Source organism: Aureitalea sp. L0-47 (genome assembly GCF_026126405.1).
Classification (GTDB): Bacteria; Bacteroidota; Bacteroidia; order Flavobacteriales; family Flavobacteriaceae; genus Pukyongia.
On sequence record NZ_JAFMTQ010000011.1, the window covers coordinates 36,165 to 62,608 of the forward strand.

Consider the following 26,444-nt stretch of genomic DNA (forward strand, 5'->3'; position numbering starts at 1 on the left):
AATGCTACCACGAATACCGTCCTAAATTATCATCCCCGCCGCAACTGTTTCGTGAGTAGCATCGTCGATTAGAACAAAACTACCCGTAATACGGTTATCGCGATACTCATCTATCATAAGCGGCCTTGTGGTCCTGATCTTAACCCTACATATATCGTTCATGTGTAATTCCTTATCCTCCGTCTCACGGTTATAAGTGTTGATATCGATCTTGTAAGTAACTGCCTTGATCATGGCTTTCTGTTCGTTCGAGGTATGCATGATGGTATACTTCGCCCTCGGTTTTGCCGAGTCGTTATGCAACCAACAGAGCATAGCATCGAATTCCTGCAAGGCCTCGGGTTTATTATTCGTGCGAACGATCATATCACCCCGACTCACGTCAATATCATCCTGAAGACTTATGGAAACCGACATAGGTGCATACGCTTCTTCCAGCGATCCTTCTATGGTGTCTATCGACTTAATTACCGAAGTAAACCCGGAAGGCATCACGGTAATTTTGTCACCAGGTCTGAAAATTCCGCTCGCTACTCGTCCGGCATAACCGCGATAATCGATAAATCCTTCTCGTTGCGGACGCAAAACCGTCTGAACTGGGAAACGGGCGTCTATTTTGTTAAGGTCACTACTAATGTGCATATGCTCTAAGGTGTGCAGTAACGGCGCCCCTTTATACCAATCCATTTTCTCGGATCGATTAACTACGTTATCCCCATTCAAAGCGCTGATAGGCAAAAACTGGATATCCTTGACATAGAGTTTAGAAGAAAACTCCTCGAATTGCTGTATGATGTTCTCGTACACATCTTCTTTGTATTCTACAAGATCCATCTTGTTGATACAAACAATAATATGAGGAATCTGCAATAGTGAAGCGATAAAAGCGTGACGCTTGGTTTGCTCGATTACTCCATTTCTGGCATCTACTAAAATAATGGCCGCATTTGCCGTTGAGGCCCCTGTTACCATGTTACGGGTATACTGGATATGCCCGGGAGTATCAGCAATAATAAATTTTCGTTTCGGGGTGGTAAAGTATCTGTAGGCAACGTCTATGGTGATCCCCTGCTCGCGTTCGTCTCTTAGACCATCCGTAAACAAAGCAAGATCCACGCCTTCATGTCCTTTACGTTTACTTGTGGTCTCCACGGCCTCAAGCTGATCTTCAAATATCGCCTTACTGTCGTAGAGCAATCTCCCGATTAAGGTACTTTTACCATCATCTACGCTTCCCGCGGTCGTAAATCGCAGTAATTGATTGTTATCGATCTGGGTTGATGCATTCATTATTTTATGCTGAATTTAATTCTACCGTTTGTTTGTTTTATCGCTTCGGACTAAAAATACCCTTGTCGTTTTCTGTCCTCCATGGCGGTCTCACTTCGCTTGTCGTCACTTCGATTACCGCGCTCGGTCTGCTTCATTGCTGAAACTTCTGCTACGATCTTCTCTAATGAGTCTGCATCACTTTCAATTCCACCGGTAATCGTTATATCCCCCAGGGTTCTGAAACGTATCTTTTTAGTTTCTATGGTTTCGGTCTCTTCCAATTTCAAATGTTCCGAAACCGGGATCCACGACTGCTGTCGCCAAACTACCTTTCGCTCGTGAGCGTAGTACAGGGAAGGGATACTTATGTTTTCTCTAAGGATATAATTCCACACATCCATTTCGGTCCAGTTACTTATTGGGAAGGCCCTGAAATGTTCTCCTTCAAAATGTTTCCCATTCAGGATGTTCCAAAGTTCGGGTCGTTGATTCTTCGGGTCCCATTGTCCGAAATCATCTCTATGCGAAAAGAATCGCTCTTTAGCTCTCGCCTTTTCCTCGTCTCTGCGTCCTCCACCTATGGCGCAATCTACCTTGTGTTCTTCAATTGCGTCTAGCAAGGTGGTTATCTGAAGTGCGTTCCTGGTAGCGTTTTTTCCTTTCTCCTCAGCTACACGCCCTGTATCGATGGATTTCTGAACGGATCCAACGATCAACTGCACTCCATGACTTTCGATAAGATCATCCCTGAATTTGATGGTCTCCGGGAAATTATGCCCTGTATCCACGTGCATCAATGGAAAAGGGATACGCGATGGATAAAAAGCCTTCTTCGCCAGGTGGGTAACCACAATGGAATCCTTACCTCCCGAAAACAGGATAACAGGATTTTGAAATTGCGCCCAAACCTCTCTTAAAATATAGATGGCTTCCGACTCCAATTCGTCCAGGTAATTCAAATAATACTTACTCATGCTACTTAACCAATTTGGTTTTAATATGTTTTACTATTTCTGAAACGGCCTCTTCAACCGTATATTGGGTGGTATCGATCTCGATATCCGGATGCTCAGGAGCCTCATATGGTGCGTTGATTCCTGTAAAATTCAGAATCTCCCCTGCCCTTGCCTTGGCGTATAATCCTTTCACATCCCTGCGTTCACATTCCTCCAACGGCGTATTTACAAAGATCTCAACAAAACTCTCCGCACCTACAATATTTCTTATGTTCTCTCTGTCGACTTTGTATGGTGACACAAAAGCTGCCAATACAACTAGTCCGGCGTCTACCATCAGGTTAGCAACTTCAGCGATCCGTCTGATATTTTCAGTTCGGTCTTCGGGGGAAAAGGTAAGATTATTATTGAGTCCTTTTCTCACATTATCACCATCCAGGGTATAGGTGTGTATTCCTTGATCTACCAGGTATTTCTCTACAGCGTTTGCGATCGTTGATTTTCCAGATCCCGACAAACCAGTGAACCAAAGTAAAAACGACCGATGACCCTTAAGAGCCGTGCGGTCTTCTTTGTTAATACTGAATTGATGTGGAATGATATTCTCCTGCATTATCGTTTCAATCGTTTAAGAAAATAATTACGAATACGCCCCAATGGCAGTCGCAACCATAAACGCTCGTGTAAATAATAAAGTACAAATTTAGTAAATAGCTCCGTTAGAGCTATAAAAAGAGCAATTTCATCGAATTTTTCCAGTATGGCCCCGGAAATAACAAAGGTCATGGAAGTAGCCACTACGCGCCATGAGATCGATTTATAAACCGTACTCAACTTGGTTACTACTGCTCCATCGCGGAATCGTTGCCATATTCTCTCGTGTACATAGTACACCAACAATTTCAGTAGAAACTCAACAGCTCCAATTTTAAGTGCATTCTCTAAACTGCATTGTCCGAATAAACAGGTGATAAGCAAGGCAACAAGAACGGTATCCGTGGTCGCGATAAAGCGCCAGGAAATACCTTTCAAAATGCTTCGCAAATGCGATTCCTGTTTGTACTTAACCATAGTTAGATAGTAACCAGAAAATAGGGATTCAAAAGGTTTTCCTTGTTATATCGCACAGGTTCTCCGGTAGCTTCCTGCAAAACCTTTACTCCAGCAGCTTCACAAATTGCTTGACCGGCAGCTGTATCCCATTCCATAGTAGGCGCATAACGCGGGTAAATATGAGCATTCCCTTCGGCGACAAGACAGAACTTCAACGAGCTTCCGCGAGATACTATCTCTACCGATTTGTTCTCTTCGATCTTCTCTATAAAAGAACGAGTGTCGTCATTAAGATGAGACCGACTCCCCACAACCTTCACAGGAGGGTCCATTGATTGAGCTGGCGCTAAGACCTCTGAAGCATCGATAATGGTATCAATTGCTTCTGAAGGATCTTCTATGTGTACCTTTCTGGCAGAACCTTCAAAAGAAAAATATAACATCTGTTCAACTGGTACATAAATGACTCCCAGAATAGGACTTCCATTTTCAACCAGGGCGATATTTACAGTAAACTCTCCATTCCTCTTTACAAACTCCTTGGTCCCATCCAGAGGATCGACGATCCAACATTGGGTCCAGTCTTTTCGCTCTTCAAATGAAAGTTGTTTGTTTTCTTCGCTTATAATTGGAATTCCTGTTTCAACGAGATAGTTGTTGATGACCTCATTTGCATTTTTATCCGCCACCGTTAAAGGAGAATTATCCCCTTTGATCTCGACGTCAAAATCGGTCGCATACACCTTCATTATTTCTATGCCTCCATCAATGGCTGCACGAAGGGCAGTGTGAAGATTGGTTTTCATGATTAGGGCCGTTTTTCAAGTGGACAAAGCTACAACAAATAGGGTAATATTTATCATATTTCCCTACATATTATACCTTCACAAATTCGCATTATCTTTGACTTCGTGCTATGACTAATCTCGATAAAATATACAAGTTTGTTTTACTTTCTTTGATTTCGGTAAGTGTGACCAACTGCCAGAATTCAGGAAAAATGAAAACTATTCATTCATTGCCTGGAATCATGAAAGAAATTAGTGGTTTCGAATCTGCTGAAGGAGAAACAATATTGTGGAGTATAAACGATTCCGGAAACGACCCCAAAGTATACGGCTACAATCCAACTACTAATAAGATCGACAAAACCATCCGGGTTGTTAATGCCAAGAACGAGGACTGGGAAGATTTGGCGATAGACACGGAAGGAAGTATCTACATTGGCGATTTCGGGAACAATAGTAATAAAAGAAAGAACCTGGCTATTTACAAATTGAGCTCAGAAGCAAAGAAAGGTGGAAAATACAAAGCGGAGAAGATTTCCTTTCGTTATGAGGATCAGAAAAAGTTTCCACCCAAACGATCGAAAAGAAACTACGATGTGGAAGCTTTTATTAGTTTCAACGACAGTCTTTACCTATTCACCAAGAATCGCAGTTCTAAGTTCGACGGCACAACAAAAGTATACAGGCTGCCGGACACACCGGGCGAAGCAATCGCTGAATTAATTGGAAGCTATAAAACCTGTTCAAAGAAATCAACATGTATGATAACCGCAGCTTCAATCAACAGGAGTAGGACTAAAATTGCACTTTTGAGTCATGACAAGGTATGGCTGCTTTCTGAATTCGAGGGAGATGATTTCTTCGGGGGGAAAATTGAACAAATTTCCCTTCAACATGATTCACAGAAAGAAAGCATCTCTTTTAAGAACGATTCCACCCTTTATATTGCAGATGAACGCGTGAGCATCTATGGAGGTAATATCTACGAACTAACCCTTAAATAAAAAAGCCCCTCCAGGGATGGAAGGGCCTAAAACTAACCAATATAATCCCTTTTTATGAAAAAACTTCTTACACCGTTTTAAACACTATATCAGGATTACGGGAGCAAAGTAACAACAGTTTCGAATGGTTTAAAAACTAATTGTGTTTAAGAAAATGGGTTTTCGCTCAACAACAAAATATATGGGATGAAAGTGGTCGTTCATCGATGAAAAGAATACGTTTATCATAGGCTTACTCCAAAAACAAAAGAAAACCGAAGTCCGTCATCGCTATTAAATACTCCGAATTGACCAGAGATCGTATCTATTGCATTAATAATAAATCCTCCACCCGCACTATCGTTCCATGTATTGGAATCCTCGCCGTCGATCCAGACTCGTCCTATATCATACCCCCCGAACACACTAAGTTTTAACGGTAGCAGACCTGTATTGAATTTCACCAATTTATATCGAAGATCTGTACTTAATGCCAGGGCTCTTTCTCCACTAAAACGCTCTGTTCTGAAGCCTCTTAATCCTGTGTTGGCACCTAAAACAGCCGCCTGGTAGAACTCGAATGAATCCCCAATATTGACCTGTCCCTGTGCCTGGGTGCGCAGTACCAGCTTCCTGTTCCTGGTAATCGCGTTGTAAAATTCCAGCGAGGGAATGATATAACCAAAGGTTCGATCGCTATCTTCCAGATTGGTGGTTATCCCCGTTTTCAGTTTGAAGAACATCCCTCTGGTGGGAACTACTTTCACATCGTAACCAGCATAACTATAAGTTACATCAATGGTTCCAAAATATCTGCGATCATCAAAAAACTCATTATCGGAAATTTCCTGGCTTATGAAACGGTCGTCTGTGGGCTCAACTTCAATTGCCTCCATCTGCCCTGTAATTTCAATCCGACTTCCGTAATGTCCTTCCTTAACAGCTCCTAGCCTCGCACTGCGTATGGAGGTTTTTACCCTGTTAAAGTCCATGCCTAATTCATCGTCCGGATTGCCTGTTTCATTACCGAAACCAAAAAAGTTACGAGTAAAATTTTCAGATGTAAACCTACCTCCCAAAAGTACGTTCCATTTATTAAGGATATTGGCAAACTCGCCCGTATACTGAAGGTCAAAACCCTCTGTTGCAAAGAAATACCCGCCTCTCAGACTGTGTTTTACCTGGAAAGGATCGTTCTTGAAGCCCTTTACCGCACTGGTAATGCTCAGTCCAACCAACATACCATCATCCGGATTAAATCCAATAGACGGGATAAAATTGGTCACACCGTCAACGTACTTATCATAGCGGTAGATATTGTAGCGATAATTATCCCGAAGGTTGATATTGGCACCGCCTCGTTGAACAATGGTATTCGGTTTCGATTTGTGATCGTAAACCTTGACTTTTCTCCCGTTCTCGATGGTATATTTATCATTGTTCTGACCACCAATTATTCGAAGTCGGATGGGGTTATTTGGTTTTCCGGTCACAACTATCTCATCGTCATCGTCCAATCCATAGACCCAAATCTCTTTGGTTTCAGCACTATAAATTTTTCTCTTTTTGAATGGCGGCCTTACTTCTCCATCCTTGATACGGGAAACCGCAATCTCCGTGAAATTGTCACCGCGCTCAATATGGATATGGTCATCCTTGTCCGTCGCAGTGATAATTACAAGTTTTGAAAGGTATTCATAGTACGCATCCGCTACTTCTTCTAGCTGTTCCCGCCTTGATTTCAATTTCTTTTTTATGTCTTCTGAAGTCTCATCGATCACTTCAGGAGGTAATTTATTAAAGGCAATATCGATTACTTCATCGTTTAGTTTATTACTGATGAAACGCGCCTGCTCCAACCAAACTTCTCTTCCTGAATTTTGAGTGAAGGTTCTGTCTATTTTCATCCCGGCTAAATTGATCCACCTGTGATCCTTAAAGTCTCCATTAAACTCCTGGAATTGTTTTGTACTGGGAATGATCAGTTTCATAAAGTCCAGCAAGGCCCCGTCATAATTGGAAAAAACCTGATCTCTGTCCCTGGGGATCGGACGGTAAACCCGCTCATCATCCGAAATATCGAAACGCGACCAGCGCCATTGGTCCTGGTGCCTGTCCCAGTCTCCCAGCAACATGTCGAACAGGCGAGCACGGATAAAGGCTTCTTCGTCTATTCTGTATTTTTCGTCATCGCGTAAATTTTCAAGCACATCCGAAGTGCTTTCAATCGAATCTGGTTTGCCAAAGGATTCAACATCCAGGAACCCGTCATCGGGACGTTCCTCAAGTATGTAAAGTTCGTCTCCGAATTCGTCATTGTAATCGCCTAATGCCTTGTGTTTCGGCATATAGAACAGGACGGGATTGGTATGGTAAACACCAATGGCTTCGGAAAGGTCCGGAACCACAAATCCGGCAAACGGATGACTGGAGGTATAGAAGTCTAAAACCGCTTCTTCGGTAAGTGTTTCCCTGAAGTCCTCTTCTACATAAGTATCTTTGAAAACAACGGTCTGCAGGAATTGCACGGCACTTTTCTTCACGGCTCGAAGTGCAAAATTACGGCCCTTTGGATCTACCAGCCTTAATGATCGTGTTTGGTGTCCTCCTCCCTTTCTTTCAACAGTAAAACCACCGTAAAAATCATCCAGGGTTTTAACCGGAACTTCTACTTCCGTACCATAAATATGTCTGTAATGATCCCCCCAAAACCATTCATATCTGCTAGAAACTTCGGTGCTGCTTTTCTCGTATATTGAGGCTTTTATAGTTTCGGGAAATTCATCGGGTAAGCTTGATACATCATAGTGTTTTTCAGGTGGATAGACTTCAGTAGTAAACATATGGGTTGGCTTACCACCTGCCGAATCGTAGAATGAGACCTTTGAGCTTCCGTCTTTAAATATGTCAAGCACGGCAAACCCTTGTTCACCACTTACAAATTTAGCACCATTCCCAAGATTGACAGGGGCTCTCTTGGCTCCCGCTCCTGAAACTATTTGCTTGACACCGTTGGCTTCAATATACTGCAATGTATGCTCGTGTCCCGAAGTAAAAACTACTTTATCGTTACCCGCTGCCATTGTGATTAGTCGCTGCATTAGTTCGTTATACCTGTTGTTATATCGATCCTGTGGCGATACTCCTCCTAGTGATCGCACTAGTGTCACCAGGCTTGCAAGTCCGGGAAGCGGGATTGTGTTACCCTTTGCGAAAATGTGTTTATTGAAGTTGAAATAACCACCATGAAGCCCGTAGGTAATAGCGGGATGATGCATTGCGATCACAACCGTTTTATTGTTGTTATCTTTAAGTTTGTCTTCAATTTCAAGGAAAAAGCCTTTTCGTGTTTTTATATCGCACTCATCGTTGATCGTGGGGTGTTTGTCCCAGTCGGTAATGTACCATTGCGTATCGAGAACAATTAACGCAACCTTGGGTGAGATCTCAAAGTTCTCTACCGGACAGCCGTTCTCGGGTTGGAACACTTCATTGTTCTTCAACTTATCCTCCAGGTATTCTTCCTGTCTTTTTAACCCTCCCAGTCCTTTACTATACCAATCGTGGTTACCGGGAATAAACATTGATGTACCATCGAACTCTTTAGCCAGATCGATCTGCACATCTATACGGTGTTCGGCTTCTTTCCGTTTTTTGTGCTTTTTTTTCGGTAGGCCTTTTTCGTATATGTTGTCCCCTAAAAAGATCAGATGGTCTTCGCTGGTATCGCGGTCGTCAATTAAATTTTCCAGAGCGGCAAGTGCATCGGTGGTTTTATCGGGTTCTGCACCTCCGGCGTCACCAATCAGGTAAATTCGTTTTTCAATATTAGAATCGGATGGTTTTGATGGTGCTGTGGGTTCTTCAGAAAGGTACTTTGCCTTATAGCTTCCACATCCAAAAAGAGCAAGTGTAAGTAGTAAGCTTATAATTCGATTAAATAGGCACATATTACGAATCGCGATGATTATTTTAGTATTTTGTTGAATTAAAGATAAGACCTATGAACGACATTATTCAGGCGACTGATGATTATGTATTGAATTTATTCAAGGATAAGCTTCCAACTTCCTGTCTTTATCATAATTACACTCACACCAAACGTGTATTCAAAAGTATTAATGAGATCATTGAGAACTCTGAAGTAGACGAAAAGGAAGCGCATATATTACAGCTCGCGGCCCTTTTGCACGATTCAGGATATATAACGCATACAGATGGTCACGAAGTAGAAAGTGCCCGAATAGCCCGGGAATTTTTGAAATCTCAGGATGTCGATAAGAATATAATTGAAGAAGTTGAAAAATGCATACTCTCCACAAAATTTGATATTGAGCCTAATAATCACCTTGAGGAAATGATCAGGGATGCAGATGCATCGCACTTCGGTAAAGATTATTTCCAGGAAGCCAGTGAGTTTTTACGCCAGGAATTAATTGCCCAGGATATAAAGAATTACAGTCCGAAAGAATGGCGGAACGAAAATATCAGGGTGCTAATTGAAGATCATCAATTCTACACCGAATACGCCATGAAGAACTGGCAACCCGTTAAGGAGCAAAATCTTGCCAAGCTTATAAAAACTCGAAAAAAAGAGAAAAAAAAGATCCGAAAAGAAAAAATAAAAGCCGAATTAAAAGCGAAATACAAGGATGCCAGCCCTGAAAGAGGAATTCAAACTTTCTACAGGGTTGCCTTGCGAAACCATATAAAACTTAGCGACATTGCCGATACCAAGGCGAATATACTTCTATCGGTAAACGCAATTATCATTTCCCTGGTCCTGGCCAATCTCTTGTCGAAGCTTGACACTAACCCCTTTCTTATTGTTCCATCGGCGATTTTTGTGGTCTCCAGCACTATTAGTATGATATTGGCGGTAATCGCAACTCGCCCAAATGTAACCCGCGGTGAATTCACCGAGGAGGATGTAAAGAATAAAACGGTTAACCTTACTTTCTTCGGAAATTTTCATAAAATGGAACTATCGCAATACCAATGGGCGATAGAAGAATTGCTTAAGGACAGGGATTACGTCTATTCATCACTTACCAAGGACCTCTATTTCCTCGGTAAAGTGCTGGATAGAAAATATCGCATCCTGAGATGGACTTATACGATCTTCGTTATTGGGATTATTGTTTCGATCATCGCGTTTGCAGTATCATTCGGCCTCTCGGAACAACCTGTTTCGGTGGATACCCTGGTGAACTAAGACTTGATTTGTTCCATCAGATCCTCATACGTATAATACTCTTTCTTGCTATCTTTTGTTCGTTTTGAATAAAGGACATTCACACGGATCGCCTTGAGACCAGTTACACCCTGGAGATCTTCCAATTCAAATATCTCAACATCCGAGTCCAGCAATTTCTTGTGCTGAAGGAAACTTATGTATTTTAAGTATTCCTTTTCATCTTCACGTTGAGAGTAGATAATGGTAATTTTTCCCGGTTGAGTTATTCGTTCGTCAGTTCCTTTAATATTGGCTTTATCTACACGTTTTTTAACTACCTCATAGCGGGCATTGTATGTTCCGTCAACATCAAATCGTTTCTCATCCATTCGGAATCTCAGCGATAAAGAGGTATTGAAAACCAGTATCATTGAAGAAACATCCAGTTTTACGGGTAAGTGCTCCTTAAGTTGATAAAAGTTATTCTCCATCTCGCACATTACCTGTAGTTGCCACAATCGAAGGTTGTACAGGTAAATTTTGTTGAAACTGTCCCTCTTAGTGATCGATTCTCCAATATAGAGGTTGTGCTCTACCCCGTCGGTCTTGAATCGCTCGTAATAATGAGGATACATTTTCTGTGCTTCTTTCTGTTTGACATCAAGAACTCGCGCCATATTCTTATTTACGAGCGTCACAGAATCATCGTATTCCTTTCGGTGCTTATAAATAAATCCTTTGGAGTCGTCTACTTCTTCGTAATACTCCTGAATTAACGCCGACAAAGCCTCGTTTTTCTTTGCCAAATGATCGTACAGAGGAACAATCTCATCTTTGAGAAAGCTCAATACACGACGTTCTGTATCAACTTCGAAGTGGGTTTTGATCTCCTCCTCAAATTTTTCAATTCTATAATTCAACTGCTCGTATATAGGCAGCGATTCCAGCTTCCAGATTTTCTTAATTATTTTCTGAACATGCTGTAACTGGAGTATAAGATCATGTTGTGTCGCGTAGTTCCTGGCCAGAGATGATCCCTTAATATCGATTTGCCCGAAAAGAGGGTACACATCATTAAATACGATCTCCCTGAAAGATGAAGGATTATCTTTTTTGTACTTAGACCGGATAACTCTTTCCGCTTCTTTTCGGAACTTCCAATGAACCGAAGGGTGAATCGAGGTACATTCATTTTGAATCAAAAGTTCAATCTCATTGGTCTCGCGTTCTACAGACTGCTTAACGGAATCTACCAGGTAAGGTAAAATATCATGTAGCTTGTTGGCATTGATGGAATTCAATTCCTGGGCGTTTGGCGAAACGATCTCCATTACACCCAATAATTTACCCTGACTCACCAGTGGAGCAATGATTGCGCTGCCTATCTCCTGTTCGTGCAGGGTTCGGTACAAAACATTCTTTGGATAGAGCTTATGAAACTTAGGAACGTCGGAAATCGAATAAATCTCATTCTTCTCAAATAGTTTCTCATAAGAATTCGAACAGAGTGACTCCTTACATCGCTCGCTTACCTTCCCGTTGAGAATATAGCTCATTGCATTTTCATGCATCGACGGACTTTGAAAAACAGCTTCATCCTGGTTATACATGGCGTAACCGAGTTCGAGGGACGGTAACCCAAAGATCGAACGAACGATATTCCTGAAATCAGCCTTTAGGCTATCATCCTCCTTTGAATCGATGCCAATTAGATTCTCTTTAAAACTAGACAAAGAAACGTCCATGGTAGCATCGAACATATTGGCTATTACAAAACCTTTGAACACCCAGCTATTTGGTGGGAACTTCTCCTTCCATAGCTCAATATTTTCAAAATTATCTATGAGTTCGGCTACATCTTCAGGTGTAATGTCGATAGCCTTGTCAGTTTTCTCAATATCAATATAATCGCCGTTATACAAAACCTTATAGTGACGCATCACGCCATTCGTGTCCGGGATATCGTAATAGAATGGCCTTCGGAAATCAACTTTATAACCGTAGTAGGCATTTAAAATAATGGAACATCCCATAATGTAGGCCTCGTTTTCATCGAAATTGTTCAGTTGGACTTCGAAGTCGTCACCTGCATGAGCCATGATATTCTTGAATCGCTCCGATGATCTGAAGATCACAAAACGATAAGGGATGGAAGCAATTTTTATTTCGTTGGATCCCAGTATATCTGCAAAGAAATCTTCCAAAACCATATCCACTTGCTTTTGGTACTTCGTAAGTGCCTCTTCAGAATCAAAACCTTCCGATAAGACCGGAAAATCTTTTGCTAGTTTGAGAATGTCCTCTGCCCTTGCCCGCTGAAGGGTACTCATAGAATCCAGTCTGCTTCGATACGATTCAAAGAGCTTTCGAAAACTTACTTCAATCTTGAGTGGAAATTGAGGTGTGGTAGTTTTATCTTTCATTATCAGTTAATTACAGTTCAAAGTTAAACAAATTCAATTTTGTCTCGCCTTTCAGTACAACAATTAACAATTATTTGAGTACTCAATTTTTGTAGCGAAAAAAATACGGCTATTTTTGTAGCCAAACTTTCATATATGAGACGATTATTTGCCCTAATCATTACAGTTTTATTTGTTTCCTGTGCTACAGACTCCGATTCTTATAAAATTGATGGCACTGCGGAAGGTATGGCCGATGGTACTCAGATCTTTGTGTACAACCTTGAAGATAACAATCAACCGGTGGCCGTAGATACTCTTACCATACAACAAGGAAAATTTAGTGCTGAATATCCGAAGACGGACAAATTGATGCTCGGATACCTTTCTTTTCAAAATCCGCAAGGATCTGTGGTCTTCTTTCCCGAGAATGAGGACTTAAAAGTAACAGTATACAAAGACAGTATACAAGCTAGCTATGTGAGCGGAAGTCGGCAAAACGACATGTACCGCCAGTATGGAGCCAAAATAAGGGAGATCAATGGGCAAAAGAGATCGCTCGGACAACAATTTCAGCAGGCCCGAAGGGAACAGGATAATTTACTTGCCGTACAGATCCAGCAACAGAATGCCCAGCTTGTGCAGCAAGAAACTGATTTCAAGCTGAATTTCATTCAGGAGAATTCCAATTCTATCTTCTCATTGATGGTAGCAACTGAAATGCTTAAAAGAAAGGAAATATCTTCGGCCCAGGCATCTGATTTCGCCGATGCACTTCCACCAAAGACAGCAACCTCTAAGCTTGCTGCTGAACTGAAAGCTACGATAGAAAACATGAAAAAGGCGGACATCGGTGGAACCGCTCCGGATTTCTCTGCTCCTGATCCTTCAGGAGAAATGCTTTCGCTGAAAGAAACCTTGGGTAAATACACGATTATCGACTTCTGGGCATCATGGTGCAAGCCATGTCGTATCGAAAACCCTAATGTAGTGCGTGTATATGAAAAGTACCATGATAAAGGACTTAACATAATTAGTGTATCCTTGGACAGAGCTGGTCAGAAAGATCGCTGGCTAAAGGCAATTGAGGATGATAATATGGATTGGTTCCACGTATCTAACCTGAAGTTCTGGCAGGACCCCATTGCTCAAATGTACAATGTGAAGTCAATTCCGGCTACCTTCCTGCTGGATGAGAATGGCAAGATCATCGCAAAGAACCTTCGAGGTCCGGCACTGGAATCTAAGATCGCTTCCCTGCTAGGGCCTTAACTACTGCAATTCGAAACTTATATAGATCATCACCCGGATTTCCATTTCACCGGGTGCCATGGTTTGTTCACCTCCGGCTGAGGCATCCATAGCCATTGCCCCACGATAAAGAGGGGTTGGTGGTGAATAACTCACGTTTTCTCTTATCGATACCGCCTTACCTACCTTTTGGTCAAGAACGCCAGCGTATTCTTCGGCCTTCATTTTAGCATGAGCTACTGCCTTTTTTCGCGCTTCCGCCTCTAACGAGGCCCTTTGGGAGGATGAAAAGGAAATTCCATCGATTCGGTTAATACCACTGGTAAGCAATCCATCCATAATAGATTCATACCTTCCAAGATCGCTAAGCTTTACGGATATGGCCTGGTTTGCTGAAAAATTATAAGATTTGCTATTGTAATCGTAATTCTTGCTAAGCCTTATGTATTCCGTCTTTATGTACTTTTCCTCTATCTTTTCCTTCTTCAGAAACGAAAGTACCTCGTTCACAATTCGGTCGTTTTCTCTTTTTAATTCCCTGGCGTCATTCCCGGTATTTTCAACCCGGAGGTTGATGGTTACTTCGTCCGGTACCACCCGTACAATTCCTTCGCCGGAAACATCCACGGTGGGCTGAATACTATTTTGAGACATAAGTGTTGTAGATAAGATTAAAATGAATATTGATAGTGTTGTTTTCATGAATTGGGTTGTTTCAGATTTTTCCAAGTTTGTGCAATACAAACAGTAGAACTATTGGTATTGCTAATATCGCCACGATCCATAAACTGGTTTCCAGCAGCGAAGGTGCGAAGGCGATTGTAAGCACATATCCGGCGATCGCTCCGCCAAAATGTGCGTCGTGACCTATATTACCTAATCTTGATCGCATACCGTAAATTGAATACAACAAATATGCCAGACCAAATACCCAGGCTGGGAATTGAACAGGAATAAAAAAGAAGCCTAAACGCATATCCGGGTAGAACAAAATAGCAGAATACAATATCCCCATGACCGCTCCACTGGCACCAACCGCGCTATAGTGAAACTCGTTCTTGTGAAAATAAAAGGACAAAAGATTACCGACCAGTAAACTGGCGAGATAGATCAAAACGAACTTGGTCACACCTACAGAACCTATCACCACATTGGCAAAGAAGTATAGCGTAAGCATGTTGAAAAGCAAGTGGGAATAGTCTACATGTAGAAACCCGGAAGAGAACATCCGGATCTGTTCTCCCCTCCTTATGCCCGCAATGTTGAATTTATACTTCTCGAAAAAAGAAAAATCGCTAAATCCTTTAAGAGATATCAGAACGTTTACCGCAATAATGGCAATAGTTGCGGGATGTATGTTTTGCATATTGACTAATGAAATCGATTCGTACTTACAATGCAATAAATTTAGTTAGTTTTGCGCTAAATATACCTATGCATCAACTGGTTTATCTGTTAGTATACCCAATTCTTTGGTTCACATCGCTGCTACCAATGCGACTGTTGTATATAAAATCGGATATTCTGGCTTTTATTGTCTATCGCATTGTAGGTTATCGAAAAAAGGTGGTGCTGGACAACCTGCAACTGGTATTCCCGGAGAAATCAGAACAAGAACGAAAGAAGATCGCAAGGAAGTTCTACACACATTTATGCGATATTATCTTCGAAACCATAAAGTATCTCACTATTTCTGAAAAAGAAGCTAGGAAACGCTTCAAGTATATTAACCTGGATCTTATTGAAGATTTATATGCAAAAAACAGAAGCGTATTATTGCTCTGCGGACATTATTCCAGCTGGGAATGGAGTGGTATTTTGAAAAACCAGATACAGTACAAAGGACTTGGGGTATACAAGAGATTACAGAACAAAGCAGCAGACAGGCTCATCCGAAAGATTCGCGGACGCTTTGATGCCGAGATCGTTTCCAATCGAAAGATCTACGGAAAACTGTATCGCTTGTCCAAAGAAAACGTTCTAACCTTAACTTTAGTCCTGGCCGATCAGACTCCGAAACCCGGTGCATTCAAACACAGGGATACCTTTATGGGTATCGATGTTCCTGTTTTTACCGGTTCCGAAGAAATTGCTAAAAAACTGGACTTTGCTTCGGTTTACCTAAAAGTAGTGAAGGTGAAAAGAGGATTTTACGAAGCATCTTTTGTACTCTTAGCTGAAGATCCAACCAAATATCCTGATTATACCATCACGCGTGCGTTCCTGGATGAGATCGAAAAACAGATACATTCCGCTCCGGAAAATTATCTATGGTCTCACAAACGATGGAAACTTCGAAATTAGAGGTCGAACCAATCGGTGCTTAAGGGAGAATAAGGCTTTTTTGCTTCATCCTTATGTGTAAACCTTCCTTCGTGAAATTCGTAGTCCTTCGCCCATTCCACACAATTTTTAGCTAATTCGATCAAGCTATCACAAACGTACTTGATCTCCTCGTTTGAAGTTGTAGGGTGTATAGAAAACCGCACCCAGCCCGGCTTCATTAGCAAGTTGCCTTGCGTCATAGTGTAGATGATCTTGTCTGATTCGTCATGATCGATACCCAGCAAATAATGACCGTAGGTTCCGGCACAGCTGCACCCTCCCCTGGTTTGAATACCGTAGCGGTCGTTCAACATTTTAACGATCAGATCGTGATGCATCTCACCAATAAGGATTGAGATCACCCCTAATCGTTCTCGGTGCTCCCCGGCAAGTATGGTAATATTAGAAGCTTCCGATAATCTGGTAAACACATAATCCAAAAGCTCCTCTTCGCGCTTAAGGATATTCTCAACGCCCATTTTTTCCTTTAAACGAATTGCTAAAGACGTTTTTATTACTTGTAAAAATCCGGGAGTACCTCCATCTTCCCGTTCTTCAATATTCTCTATGTATTTGTGCGTTCCCCAGGGCGTGGTCCAGTCTACCGTACCTCCTCCGGGACAATCAGGAACCAGGTTGTTGTAAAGTTTCTTGTTGAAGATCAATACTCCGCTGGAACCCGGCCCGCCTAGAAATTTATGCGGAGACAAGAATATGGCATCAAGCGATTCCTTTGGATCTTCAGGATGCATGTCGATATCGATATAGGGTGCCGAACAGGCAAAATCCACAAAGCACAAACCGTTGTGTTCATGCATCATTTTCGCTACCTGGTGATAAGGCGTTTTTATTCCCGTCACATTGGAACAGCTGGTGACGGAAGCGATCTTTATTTCCCTTGATTTGTATTTCTCAAGCAGCACTTCCAGGTTTTCCATGCAAAACAAGCCAGTCTCGTTACACGGAATCACTTCAACCGTAGCGATGGTCTCCAGCCATGAGGTCTGATTACTATGATGCTCCATGTGGGACACGAACACCACCGGACGGTCTTCTTCTTTAATGGTAAGTTGATCCTTAACCTGCTCTGGTATCTTGAGGCCCAGGATTCGTTGAAATTTATTTACGGCCCCGGTCATGCCCGTCCCGGTTGTAATAAGAATATCATCCTCCCCTGCATTCACATGCTTTTTTATTATATCCCTTGCATGGTGGTAGGCATGTGTCATCGTAGTACCGGTAACTGCAGTTTCAGTATGGGTATTGGCTACATAAGGCCCGAAGGTATACAACAACTTATCTTCAATAGGCTTGTACAACCTGCCGCTGGCGGTCCAGTCGGTATATACAATCTTCTTTGTGCCGTAAGGTGATTCAAAAGTTTGATCTAATCCCAGGATATTACTTCGGAAGGGTGCAAAGTACGCCTCCAGTTCTGAAGATATTATTTCCTTTTCTTTAAGCATTTCGGTCTGATTGCTATAAATGTAACAAATCTTATCGATTCGCCACTTCCTGTATTTCGGCTATAAAGGTATCGGCTATGGTATCGGCGATCTCCTGTGACTGGGCCTCACAGTAGATCCTGATAATAGGTTCGGTATTGGATTTACGGAGATGCACCCAGTATTCAGGGAAGTCGATCTTCACCCCATCTATAGTATTGATCTCTTCGGAAGCGTATCGTGATTCCATTTCAGACAAAATCGCATCAACATCCAGTTCCGGAGTCAATTGAATCTTCTTCTTACTACTGAAATAAGCCGGATATGTCTTCCGAAGTTCACTTACCGTGCAATTTAATTCTGCCAGGTGACTAAGGAACAAAGCGATCCCTACAAGGCTGTCACGGCCGTAATGCAGATCGGGATAGATCACCCCTCCATTGCCTTCACCTCCAATCACAGCATTGGTGTCCTTCATCATTCGAACTACATTTACTTCTCCAACCGCACTAGCTGTGTAGGTGCCTCCGTGTTTATTTGTAATATCTCTTAAAGCACGAGATGAAGACATATTTGAAACTGTATTGCCGGGAGTCCTGCTAAGGACATAGTCCGCAACTGCAACTAGTGTATATTCCTCACCGAACATCTCGCCTTTTTCATCGATAAATGCCAGTCGATCTACATCTGGATCCACTACAATGCCGAAGTCGGCGTTCTCGTCTAGCACCTTCTCCATAAGATCTCCGAGGTGTTCTTTTAGCGGTTCCGGGTTGTGAGGAAAATGACCTGTTGGTTCACAATACAACTTAACCGGATGCACCCCTAGTCGCTCCAGTAATAATGGAACAGCGATTCCTCCTGTTGAATTCACTCCGTCAACAACCACCCGAAAATTCGCTTTTTTAATAGCTTCGGTGTTTACTAGAGGTAATGCAATTATTTCGTCGATATGAATATCGATATAGGCTTCATTCTTTGTGATTCTTCCTAAATCATCAACTTCAGCAAAAACAACCTCTCCTGAAGATGCCAGGTCAAGGATCTCTTGACCCGCTTCAGCATTGAGGAATTCGCCGTTCATATCGAGCAATTTAAGTGCGTTCCACTGTTTCGGATTATGACTGGCAGTTAGAATTATCCCGCCATCCGCATGTTCCAGTGGTACAGCTACCTCAACCGTTGGTGTAGTCGATAAACCAAGGTCAATAACATGAATTCCAAGACCAACAAGAGTGTTCATAACCAGTTCCTGGATCATCGCCCCTGAGATACGGGCATCACGTCCCACTACCACCCGGTAATTCTCTTTATTTCGTTGTTTCTTTATATAGGTTCCGTAGGCCGCCGCAAAGGCTACGGCATCGATCGGTGTAAGGTTTTCTCCTTGCTTACCGCCTATGGTTCCTCGTATTCCCGATATGGATTTGATTAGGGTCATCCTTTTGAAAATTTGTCACAAAGATACTTTTTATACCGTATAATCGTCTTAGGTTTTTGTAAATTGTCGGAATGAATTTCCTGGCCCATATATACCTTTCGGGAGATGATGAAGGGATCATATTAGGCAACTTCATGGCCGATAGCATAAAAGGCAAGAAGTACCTGAAATATCCACCCGATATTCAGAAGGGTATTCTGCTACACAGAGCTATCGATAGCTATACGGATGCCCATCCGTTGGTTCGTCAAAGCGCCAGGCGACTTCGTGAAAACTATCGCCACTACAGCGGTGTCATTGTGGACATTCTTTACGATCATTTCCTGGCAAAGAACTGGAATTTCTACCACGAGCAGCCCTTGACCGATTTTGTGGATGACTTCTACTGCCTTTTGCGGGACAATTTTGAATTGTTGCCTATTCGGGTAAAGCGTATGATGCCATATATGATCGCCGACAATTGGCTTGTGAGCTATGCTAGCATCAAAGGAATTAGTAAGATTCTTTCGCAAATGAATGTCCGCACCCAAAATAAGTCAAGAATGAACTTCGCCGTAGTGGAACTCGAAGAATATTACGATGAATTTGAAGAAGAATTCACTAACTTTTTTGCAGATCTTATCGCCTATTCCCAAAACAAACTGAAAGAACTATGAAGCGGTTACTGCTCTTACTCTTTATACTCACCCTGATAAGCTGTAAAACCGAAACCGAAAAACCACGGCAGGAGTTGCCGGTTCAGGGTTTGGTTGTTGAAAATGCGATGGTAGTATCGGCACGGGAAGAGGCTTCACGTATCGGTATTGAGATCATGCAAAAAGGAGGTAATGCGTACGACGCTTCGGTGGCTGTCCAACTTGCCCTTGCTGTGAGCTATCCGTACGCAGGAAACCTGGGAGGTGGCGGATTCATGGTGTATAGAACTCAGTACGGTGAACTGGGAAGTTTTGATTTCAGGGAGAAAGCGCCATTAGCAGCAACACGTGATATGTATCTGGACGAGAACGGTGTTTTTCTGAAGGATCTCAGTAAGAAAGGAGGCCTTGCGGTGGGCGTTCCAGGGACTATTTCAGGACTATTTGCCATTCAGGACAAGCTGGGTATCTTGCCTATGGAGGAAATACTTCAACCTGTTATCGACCTTGCCAATAATGGCTTCGTGGTTACGAAAAAACAGGCAGAACGCTTTGAAAAGTACAAAGAAGAATTTGAAGCAGTTACTGGAGAACCCTTCCTGTTTACGGGTGATATTAAAGAAGGTGATATTCTAACCAATCCGGCACTGGGAAATACACTGAGCAGAATTTCGGAACACGGGATTTATGAATTCTACAAGGGAAAAACAGCCGAGATATTAGTAGATTATATTCAGAAAAAAGGTGGGATAGTAACCATGGAAGACATGGCCATTTACGAAACCAAATGGCGGGAGCCCCTCGTTTTCAAGTATAAAGACCTGGATGTGATTTCGATGCCCCCTCCTTCAAGTGGTGGCGTTTGTCTGGGACAAAGTCTGAAAATGCTCGAACGGTTTCCACTAAAAGAATTCGGACACAATTCAGTGAAAGCTATCCAGGTGATCACCGAAGCAGAACGCAGGGCTTACGCGGACCGAAGCTACTACCTGGGTGATCCGGATTTCGTTGAAATACCCATAGATTCTTTACTTTCTGAAGGGCATCTGACCCAGCGAATGGAAGATTTTTCTTTCGATGCCGCTACCCCTTCAGAAAAAATAAAAACAGCTATCATCCATACCTACGAAAGTGATGAAACCACGCATTTCTCGATCGTAGATCAATTTGGGAATGCAGCTTCGCTTACCACCACCTTAAATTCAGCTTTCGGTTCAAAATTGTACGTAAAGGAACTCGGTTTTTTTCTGAACAACGAAATGGACGATTTTAGCGCTAAACCCGGGGAACCTAATATCTACGGGCTTACGGGTGGAGAAGCAAACGCCATTGAACCCCAGAAACGAATGCTTAGCTCTATGACCCCTACCATCGTGGAAAAGGACGGGGAACTTTGGATGGTTGTTGGAACCCCCGGGGGTGCGACCATCATTACTTCTGTACTACAGGCCATTCTGAATGTATACGAGTACGATATGCACATGCAGCAGGCAGTGAACGTGCCGCGCTTTCATCATCAATGGTTACCGGATGCCATCCGATATGAGAAAGGTAGGTTTCCGAAAGAGTTAATTCAGCAATTGGAGGCACTGGGATACCCGGAAAACACAGACGTTGACCCTATCATTGGAAAAATTGACGCAATCCTGATACTCCCCGATGGTTCTATGGAGGGAGGAGCAGATCCACGAGGGGATGATAAGGCCATTGGCTATTAATGATTTGTAAGAAAAATCTTTCCGTTAATCGATTATACGAGCATCTTATCGAATTGTAGGTAAATTACTACATCTTGCCGATTAATTAGCTATTTTTGATATAGTTATTAACGTTACTAATTAACATCGCAAACTTCACGGAGTGGCGCGTATTTACTGCGTTTCACCCCACTAAATTATAGCGTTCTGCCCCCGCTATACCGCCCCATTGCGATTCTTATGTATGAGAAAGCGATCTTTCTTTCGGGATTTGTATGCGGTTATTCCTCTTATTTTTAGCGGCCTGCTTTGTATTGCCTTAATTTTCCTGTTACAACAGAAGGTGATAGCGACCCCTGCATTTGTACAAACGCTCACCGATTTCTCAACGATCTTTATTAGTATTAGCGGTTTCCTTTCAGCAATTCTCATGGTGTATTTGGCCTGGTCTTCGGTGTCACTGAAGTCCACCAAAGAGCTGGTTATCGACAAACTGGCCCAGGTGACAGAACAGATGCACTATTTCAGAAACATCATCGACATACTTTACCGATCCAAAATGTGGCTTCCCGGACTTAGGGAATACATAGACGATGAGTTTGAAGGACTTAATTTCTTCGAGGTAAAGGAATTTTACAAAGGGAAGTCGAAACTGGCTATCGAATTCCTGCAGGAAAATCATAACTACCAGGATACTGAAAATCTATACCTTGAGATGAAGTCTCTGCTAATGACGAGTCCCAAAGACAAGAAGATCCCCGAGAACATTGCCTACCCAAAGGTATACGAACAGGGTATGGTTCAGAAATGGCTGGAGCACAAATGCGGTTCCGGATTGTGGTATTACTTCGGATATAAATACGGCGTTTTCAAAGAAGCTTTAGACTACAATGCTGTATTCGAACGTCACCAGGAAAAGGTGATGACCCTTGCAAATTCTATCGATAGCGAGTACTTTGAAGATTCTTCCTTCAACGAAGTGTTCTTCTCTAAACTGGGTGAATACATGACCAAAGAGGTAATCCCTAAACTCTTCCAGTTCCAGGATAAATCGAGCAGAAATGTCCCTGGTATGATGCGCTATCTCTACATTATCTTTCTGCTATTGGTCTTATTCGGACTCCTATTACCAATCCTCGTACTACTCTTCGAACTGCCGGTGATCGCTCTTATTGGAAGCTACGCCCTCGTTATCAGCACCATTTTCTTTATCGCTACCACTTTCTACCAGTTTATTTTTAGGGATACGAATAGTTAATTCCTGATTTTAACTATTTATTGATTCCCTTGATTCTTCTGATTTCCGTTCTATTTAAGTACTTTTGCAAATTATGGTAAAAACGGACGATTTTATTGAAGTTTTAGGCGCCAGAGTCCATAATTTGAAGGACATCGATGTTCGAATTCCACGCGATAACCTGGTGGTTATCACCGGTCTTTCCGGCAGCGGTAAATCGTCCCTGGCCTTCGATACCATCTATGCCGAAGGGCAACGACGTTATATTGAAACCTTTTCCGCCTACGCTCGCCAGTTCCTCGGTAACCTGGAGCGCCCGGATGTAGATAAAATTGACGGCCTCTCCCCTGTTATCGCAATAGAACAAAAAACTACCAGTCGTAGTCCGCGATCCACAGTAGGTACCATCACCGAGATCTACGATTTCCTGCGTCTCTTTTTTGCACGTGCCAGCGACGCATACAGCTTTAACACCGGCGAGAAAATGGTGAGTTATAGCGATGAACAGATCAAACAGCTTATCATCAAGGAATTTGATGGAAAGAAAGTAAGTGTCTTAGCGCCCGTTGTCCGCTCAAGGAAAGGACACTATCGCGAATTGTTCGAACAGATCGCCAAGCAGGGATTCCTGAAAGTACGGGTAGACGGCGAAGTACTGGATATCGTGAAAGGAATGCGTATCGACCGTTACAAAACACATGATATCGAGATCGTGATCGACCGACTCAAGATCACTGAAGCAAGTGACAAGGACAAACGACTCACAGAAACCATACTAACGGCCATGTACCATGGCGACGATGTACTGATGGTATTGGACAATGAAACGGAGGAAGTGCGTTACTTCAGTAGATCGCTGATGTGCCCAACCTCCGGTATCTCCTACCCTAACCCGGAACCTAACAACTTCTCGTTCAATTCCCCAAAAGGGATGTGTCCCACCTGTAAAGGCCTTGGAGAACTGCACAAAGTGAACATGGACAAGATCGTTCCGGACCCAAGCCTGTCCATCAAACAAGGCGCCCTGGCACCTCATGGACCTCAGAAAAGCAATTGGGTGTTTAAACAACTGCAACTCATAGCGGAGCGCTTCGATTTTAAACTTAGTGATCCCTTCGATTCCATCCCCAAAGATGCTAAGGACATGATCTTTAACGGAGGAAACGAGAAATTTGAAGTAGCATCCAAAACACTGGGCATCACACGCAGCTACAAGATCGATTTCGAAGGTGTGGCTACCTTTCTTCAGAATACCTTCGAAGCCAACGAATCCAAATCGCTGCGACGATGGGCAAAAGAATATATGGACAAGATCCCTTGTCCGGATTGTGAAGGCAGCCGACTTCGGAAAGAGTCGCTTTACTTCAAAGTGAATGGCAAGAACATTGCGGAGCTGGCGCACATGGATGTGGTAGAGCTAGCGGAATGGTTCGAGGACCTCGAAGATCACCTCAGCGAAACACAATTAAAGATCGCTTCAGAAATAATAAAAGAAGTTCGTAACAGATTACAATTCCTTGTGGATGTGGGTCTTACATACCTTGCCTTAGACAGAAGCTCTAAGTCGCTTTCAGGAGGGGAGGCGCAGCGAATCCGTCTCGCAACACAGATAGGATCGCAGCTTGTAGGAGTGCTTTATATCCTGGACGAACCCAGCATAGGGCTTCACCAGAGGGACAATCACAAACTTATTCAATCACTGATCTCCCTCAAAGAAATTGGGAATTCTGTGATCGTGGTGGAACACGACAAAGACATGATCGAGCATGCCGATTATGTGATCGATATCGGACCGGCAGCAGGACTGCACGGAGGAGAAATTGTTTCGGAAGGCACACCAGAGGAAATTCAAAAACACGATACCCTTACATCTGCATATCTCAATGGTAGCAAGGCGATTCAAATTCCAAAGGAAAGAAGAAAAGGAAACGGGAAAAAACTAAAGCTCGATGGAGCCACAGGTAATAACTTAAAAGATGTGTCCATAAGTCTGCCACTAGGCACCATGATAGGCGTAACAGGAGTCTCTGGCTCGGGAAAATCCACTTTGATAAACGAAACGCTGTATCCAATCCTCAACGCACATTTCTTTAATGGGGTTAAGAAACCCTTACCGTTCAAGAAGATCAGTGGCTTGAAGCACATCGACAAGGTGATCGACATCAACCAGTCTCCGATTGGTCGTACACCGCGATCCAATCCGGCTACCTATACCGGGGTGTTTTCCGAGATACGATCCTTATTTGCTAAATTACCCGAAGCACAAATTCGAGGTTACAAGCCAGGTCGTTTCAGTTTTAATGTGGCCGGTGGACGATGCGAGACCTGTAAAGGAGGCGGACTAAAGGTGATCGAGATGAATTTCCTTCCCGATGTGTACGTTGAATGTGAAACCTGCCAGGGAAAACGCTTCAACAGGGAGACGTTGGAAATCCGATATAAGGGCCATTCGATCTACGACGTACTGGAAATGACTATTGAGGTAGCTTGTGACTTCTTCGAGCATATTCCGAAGATATACAGAAAACTAAAGACCATCAAAGATGTAGGCCTGGGCTATATTACCCTTGGGCAACAGTCTACCACGCTTTCGGGAGGAGAAGCCCAGCGTATCAAATTGGCTGCCGAACTTTCCAAGAGAGATACCGGAAACACCTTCTATATCCTCGACGAGCCAACTACAGGTCTCCATTTTGAAGATATTCGTGTGTTGTTGCTGGTGCTGAACAAACTGGTAAACAAGGGAAATACCGTACTCATAATTGAGCACAACCTGGACGTTATAAAAACGGTGGATCATATCATCGATATAGGTCCCGAAGGAGGAAAAAAAGGTGGTGCCATTATGGCCGTTGGAAGCCCGGAAAAGATCGTAAAAGACAAAAAAGGCCACACGGCGCATTTCCTTAAAAAAGAACTAAATTAGATGCATATTTGCAGTCATGAGAAGTGAAAGTAAACATAAGAATTGGAATGAAGTTAAAACGAATGATTCCTGGGCGATCTTCAAGATCATGGGTGAATTCGTAAACGGGTATGAAAAACTGAGTAGAATAGGACCCTGTGTATCCATATTTGGATCTGCGAGAACCAAACCCGATCACAAATACTACAAGTTGGCCGAAAGCATCGCCAAGAAGATCACCGAACACGGGTACGGGATCATTACAGGTGGAGGCCCGGGTATCATGGAAGCCGGTAACCGTGGGGCGCACCTTGCGGGTGGAACTTCGGCGGGACTAAATATCGACCTACCTTTCGAGCAGCACGATAACCCATATATCGACAGTGATAAGAGTATTGATTTCGACTATTTCTTTGTTCGGAAAGTGATGTTTGTGAAATATTCACAGGGATTCGTGGTAATGCCCGGTGGTTTTGGAACCCTGGATGAGTTCTTCGAGGCCTTTACGCTTATTCAAACCCATAAGATCGAACGTTTCCCCCTGATCCTTGTAGGGACTGAATTCTGGACAGGCCTAATGGATTGGATCCGGCAAACCGTTCTGCTGGAAAACGGCAATATCAGCCCTGAAGATCTGGACCTGGTGCACATAGTTGATACGGAAGATGAGGTGCTGAACATACTGAACGAATTCTACAACAAGTACAATCTCAGTCCGAACTTCTAATTTTCCAACCTTCCATGATGATACTGTTTCCCTTCTGTTTGCGTATACTTGTAAGCAAATGGGGCATTGAATTTGTGGTTATTGAAAAAAAGATTGTTATAAAGTGGGGTTTTCCCTCCTCTCATTGTTTCATATAAAACTGGTATAGCTT

General features: G+C 42.8%; 20 protein-coding genes. 9 read left to right on the top strand and 11 right to left on the bottom strand.

Annotated elements, in window-relative coordinates:
- Positions 1 to 21: 21 nt before the first annotated feature.
- From J1N09_RS11130 to cysQ, 5 genes are read right to left on the bottom strand one after another with little or no spacing between them, the layout of a single operon-like run.
- Positions 22 to 1,290: a sulfate adenylyltransferase subunit 1 gene (locus J1N09_RS11130; RefSeq protein WP_265200282.1), complete on the bottom strand. Its 1,269-nt coding sequence runs from the start codon at positions 1,288 to 1,290 to the stop codon at positions 22 to 24.
- 50 nt (positions 1,291 to 1,340) lie between these two features.
- The gene (cysD, locus tag J1N09_RS11135) at positions 1,341 to 2,246 is read right to left on the bottom strand and encodes a sulfate adenylyltransferase subunit CysD (RefSeq protein WP_265200283.1); all 906 of its coding nucleotides are present in this window, start codon (positions 2,244 to 2,246) and stop codon (positions 1,341 to 1,343) included.
- A 1-nt stretch (position 2,247) separates the two neighbouring features.
- On the bottom strand, positions 2,248 to 2,841 hold the full coding sequence (gene cysC / locus J1N09_RS11140; RefSeq protein WP_265200284.1) for an adenylyl-sulfate kinase: 594 nt from the start codon (positions 2,839 to 2,841) through the stop codon (positions 2,248 to 2,250).
- Complete coding sequence (locus tag J1N09_RS11145; RefSeq protein WP_265200285.1) at positions 2,841 to 3,299, bottom strand: DUF2061 domain-containing protein; 459 nt, start codon at positions 3,297 to 3,299, stop codon at positions 2,841 to 2,843. Before J1N09_RS11145 ends, cysC begins: the two co-directional genes overlap by 1 nt.
- Before the next feature lie 2 nt (positions 3,300 to 3,301).
- Positions 3,302 to 4,087 carry a 3'(2'),5'-bisphosphate nucleotidase CysQ gene (gene cysQ, locus J1N09_RS11150; RefSeq protein WP_265200286.1) on the bottom strand — a complete coding sequence of 262 codons (786 nt, stop codon included), beginning with the start codon at positions 4,085 to 4,087 and terminating at the stop codon, positions 3,302 to 3,304.
- 194 nt (positions 4,088 to 4,281) lie between these two features.
- Here cysQ and J1N09_RS11155 point away from each other — a divergent pair, with 194 nt between their 5' ends.
- Positions 4,282 to 5,073, top strand: a complete 792-nt coding sequence (locus J1N09_RS11155) for a hypothetical protein (protein ID WP_265200287.1) — start codon at positions 4,282 to 4,284, stop codon at positions 5,071 to 5,073.
- A 224-nt stretch (positions 5,074 to 5,297) separates the two neighbouring features.
- Here J1N09_RS11155 and J1N09_RS11160 read toward each other — a convergent pair whose 3' ends face one another.
- Entirely contained in the window at positions 5,298 to 9,002 is a 3,705-nt protein-coding gene (locus J1N09_RS11160) for a metallophosphoesterase (RefSeq protein ID WP_265200288.1), read from the bottom strand.
- Positions 9,003 to 9,055: 53 nt separating this feature from the next.
- Between J1N09_RS11160 and J1N09_RS11165 the strand changes: the two genes are divergently transcribed.
- Entirely contained in the window at positions 9,056 to 10,267 is a 1,212-nt protein-coding gene (locus tag J1N09_RS11165) for a Pycsar system effector family protein (RefSeq protein WP_265200289.1), read from the top strand.
- Here J1N09_RS11165 and J1N09_RS11170 read toward each other — a convergent pair.
- Positions 10,264 to 12,651 (bottom strand): GAF domain-containing protein, encoded by a 2,388-nt coding sequence (locus tag J1N09_RS11170; protein ID WP_265200290.1) that lies wholly within the window; start codon positions 12,649 to 12,651, stop codon positions 10,264 to 10,266. The two genes, J1N09_RS11165 and J1N09_RS11170, sit on opposite strands and share 4 nt — an antisense overlap.
- A 135-nt stretch (positions 12,652 to 12,786) precedes the next feature.
- Here J1N09_RS11170 and J1N09_RS11175 point away from each other — a divergent pair, with 135 nt between their 5' ends.
- On the top strand, positions 12,787 to 13,902 hold the full coding sequence (locus J1N09_RS11175; protein ID WP_265200291.1) for a TlpA disulfide reductase family protein: 1,116 nt from the start codon (positions 12,787 to 12,789) through the stop codon (positions 13,900 to 13,902).
- On the opposite strand, the gene J1N09_RS11180 is transcribed toward J1N09_RS11175, so the two are convergent.
- Both J1N09_RS11180 and J1N09_RS11185 read right to left on the bottom strand, forming a co-directional pair.
- On the bottom strand, positions 13,903 to 14,583 hold the full coding sequence (locus tag J1N09_RS11180) for an SIMPL domain-containing protein (RefSeq protein WP_265200292.1): 681 nt from the start codon (positions 14,581 to 14,583) through the stop codon (positions 13,903 to 13,905).
- A 13-nt stretch (positions 14,584 to 14,596) separates the two neighbouring features.
- Positions 14,597 to 15,247 (bottom strand): rhomboid family intramembrane serine protease, encoded by a 651-nt coding sequence (locus tag J1N09_RS11185; protein WP_265200293.1) that lies wholly within the window; start codon positions 15,245 to 15,247, stop codon positions 14,597 to 14,599.
- Between the two features lie 68 nt (positions 15,248 to 15,315).
- Between J1N09_RS11185 and J1N09_RS11190 the strand changes: the two genes are divergently transcribed.
- A complete protein-coding gene (locus tag J1N09_RS11190; protein WP_265200294.1) occupies positions 15,316 to 16,185 on the top strand; it encodes a lysophospholipid acyltransferase family protein in 870 nt (289 codons plus the stop codon).
- Here J1N09_RS11190 and J1N09_RS11195 read toward each other — a convergent pair.
- Together J1N09_RS11195 and glmM are read right to left on the bottom strand one after the other, a co-directional pair.
- Positions 16,182 to 17,672 (bottom strand): aminotransferase class V-fold PLP-dependent enzyme, encoded by a 1,491-nt coding sequence (locus J1N09_RS11195; protein WP_265200295.1) that lies wholly within the window; start codon positions 17,670 to 17,672, stop codon positions 16,182 to 16,184. The genes J1N09_RS11190 and J1N09_RS11195 overlap by 4 nt on opposite strands.
- Positions 17,673 to 17,703: 31 nt before the next feature.
- A complete protein-coding gene (gene glmM, locus J1N09_RS11200) occupies positions 17,704 to 19,092 on the bottom strand; it encodes a phosphoglucosamine mutase (RefSeq protein WP_265200296.1) in 1,389 nt (462 codons plus the stop codon).
- A 71-nt stretch (positions 19,093 to 19,163) separates the two neighbouring features.
- Between glmM and J1N09_RS11205 the strand changes: the two genes are divergently transcribed.
- The 5 genes from J1N09_RS11205 (at position 19,164) to J1N09_RS11225 (ending at position 26,293) form a co-directional block, all read left to right on the top strand.
- Complete coding sequence (locus tag J1N09_RS11205; RefSeq protein WP_265200297.1) at positions 19,164 to 19,748, top strand: ACP phosphodiesterase; 585 nt, start codon at positions 19,164 to 19,166, stop codon at positions 19,746 to 19,748.
- Positions 19,745 to 21,445, top strand: a complete 1,701-nt coding sequence (gene ggt / locus J1N09_RS11210) for a gamma-glutamyltransferase (protein WP_265200298.1) — start codon at positions 19,745 to 19,747, stop codon at positions 21,443 to 21,445. The genes J1N09_RS11205 and ggt overlap by 4 nt, the downstream gene beginning before the upstream one ends.
- Before the next feature lie 223 nt (positions 21,446 to 21,668).
- Positions 21,669 to 22,682, top strand: coding sequence for a hypothetical protein (locus J1N09_RS11215; RefSeq protein ID WP_265200300.1), 1,014 nt, complete (start codon positions 21,669 to 21,671; stop codon positions 22,680 to 22,682).
- Positions 22,683 to 22,755: 73 nt separating this feature from the next.
- On the top strand, positions 22,756 to 25,587 hold the full coding sequence (uvrA, locus tag J1N09_RS11220; RefSeq protein ID WP_265200301.1) for an excinuclease ABC subunit UvrA: 2,832 nt from the start codon (positions 22,756 to 22,758) through the stop codon (positions 25,585 to 25,587).
- 16 nt (positions 25,588 to 25,603) lie between these two features.
- The gene (locus tag J1N09_RS11225; RefSeq protein WP_265200302.1) at positions 25,604 to 26,293 is read left to right on the top strand and encodes a TIGR00730 family Rossman fold protein; all 690 of its coding nucleotides are present in this window, start codon (positions 25,604 to 25,606) and stop codon (positions 26,291 to 26,293) included.
- The last annotated feature ends 151 nt before the right edge of the window (positions 26,294 to 26,444 follow it).

Coding starts and splice junctions, on each gene's coding strand:
- J1N09_RS11130 (WP_265200282.1), bottom strand. CDS start 1,290: ATGAATGCATCAACCCAGATCGATAACAATCAATTACTGCGATTTACG.
- cysD (WP_265200283.1), bottom strand. CDS start 2,246: ATGAGTAAGTATTATTTGAATTACCTGGACGAATTGGAGTCGGAAGCC.
- cysC (WP_265200284.1), bottom strand. CDS start 2,841: ATGCAGGAGAATATCATTCCACATCAATTCAGTATTAACAAAGAAGAC.
- J1N09_RS11145 (WP_265200285.1), bottom strand. CDS start 3,299: ATGGTTAAGTACAAACAGGAATCGCATTTGCGAAGCATTTTGAAAGGT.
- cysQ (WP_265200286.1), bottom strand. CDS start 4,087: ATGAAAACCAATCTTCACACTGCCCTTCGTGCAGCCATTGATGGAGGC.
- J1N09_RS11155 (WP_265200287.1), top strand. CDS start 4,282: ATGAAAACTATTCATTCATTGCCTGGAATCATGAAAGAAATTAGTGGT.
- J1N09_RS11160 (WP_265200288.1), bottom strand. CDS start 9,002: ATGTGCCTATTTAATCGAATTATAAGCTTACTACTTACACTTGCTCTT.
- J1N09_RS11165 (WP_265200289.1), top strand. CDS start 9,056: ATGAACGACATTATTCAGGCGACTGATGATTATGTATTGAATTTATTC.
- J1N09_RS11170 (WP_265200290.1), bottom strand. CDS start 12,651: ATGAAAGATAAAACTACCACACCTCAATTTCCACTCAAGATTGAAGTA.
- J1N09_RS11175 (WP_265200291.1), top strand. CDS start 12,787: ATGAGACGATTATTTGCCCTAATCATTACAGTTTTATTTGTTTCCTGT.
- J1N09_RS11180 (WP_265200292.1), bottom strand. CDS start 14,583: ATGAAAACAACACTATCAATATTCATTTTAATCTTATCTACAACACTT.
- J1N09_RS11185 (WP_265200293.1), bottom strand. CDS start 15,247: ATGCAAAACATACATCCCGCAACTATTGCCATTATTGCGGTAAACGTT.
- J1N09_RS11190 (WP_265200294.1), top strand. CDS start 15,316: ATGCATCAACTGGTTTATCTGTTAGTATACCCAATTCTTTGGTTCACA.
- J1N09_RS11195 (WP_265200295.1), bottom strand. CDS start 17,672: ATGCTTAAAGAAAAGGAAATAATATCTTCAGAACTGGAGGCGTACTTT.
- glmM (WP_265200296.1), bottom strand. CDS start 19,092: ATGACCCTAATCAAATCCATATCGGGAATACGAGGAACCATAGGCGGT.
- J1N09_RS11205 (WP_265200297.1), top strand. CDS start 19,164: ATGAATTTCCTGGCCCATATATACCTTTCGGGAGATGATGAAGGGATC.
- ggt (WP_265200298.1), top strand. CDS start 19,745: ATGAAGCGGTTACTGCTCTTACTCTTTATACTCACCCTGATAAGCTGT.
- J1N09_RS11215 (WP_265200300.1), top strand. CDS start 21,669: ATGAGAAAGCGATCTTTCTTTCGGGATTTGTATGCGGTTATTCCTCTT.
- uvrA (WP_265200301.1), top strand. CDS start 22,756: ATGGTAAAAACGGACGATTTTATTGAAGTTTTAGGCGCCAGAGTCCAT.
- J1N09_RS11225 (WP_265200302.1), top strand. CDS start 25,604: ATGAGAAGTGAAAGTAAACATAAGAATTGGAATGAAGTTAAAACGAAT.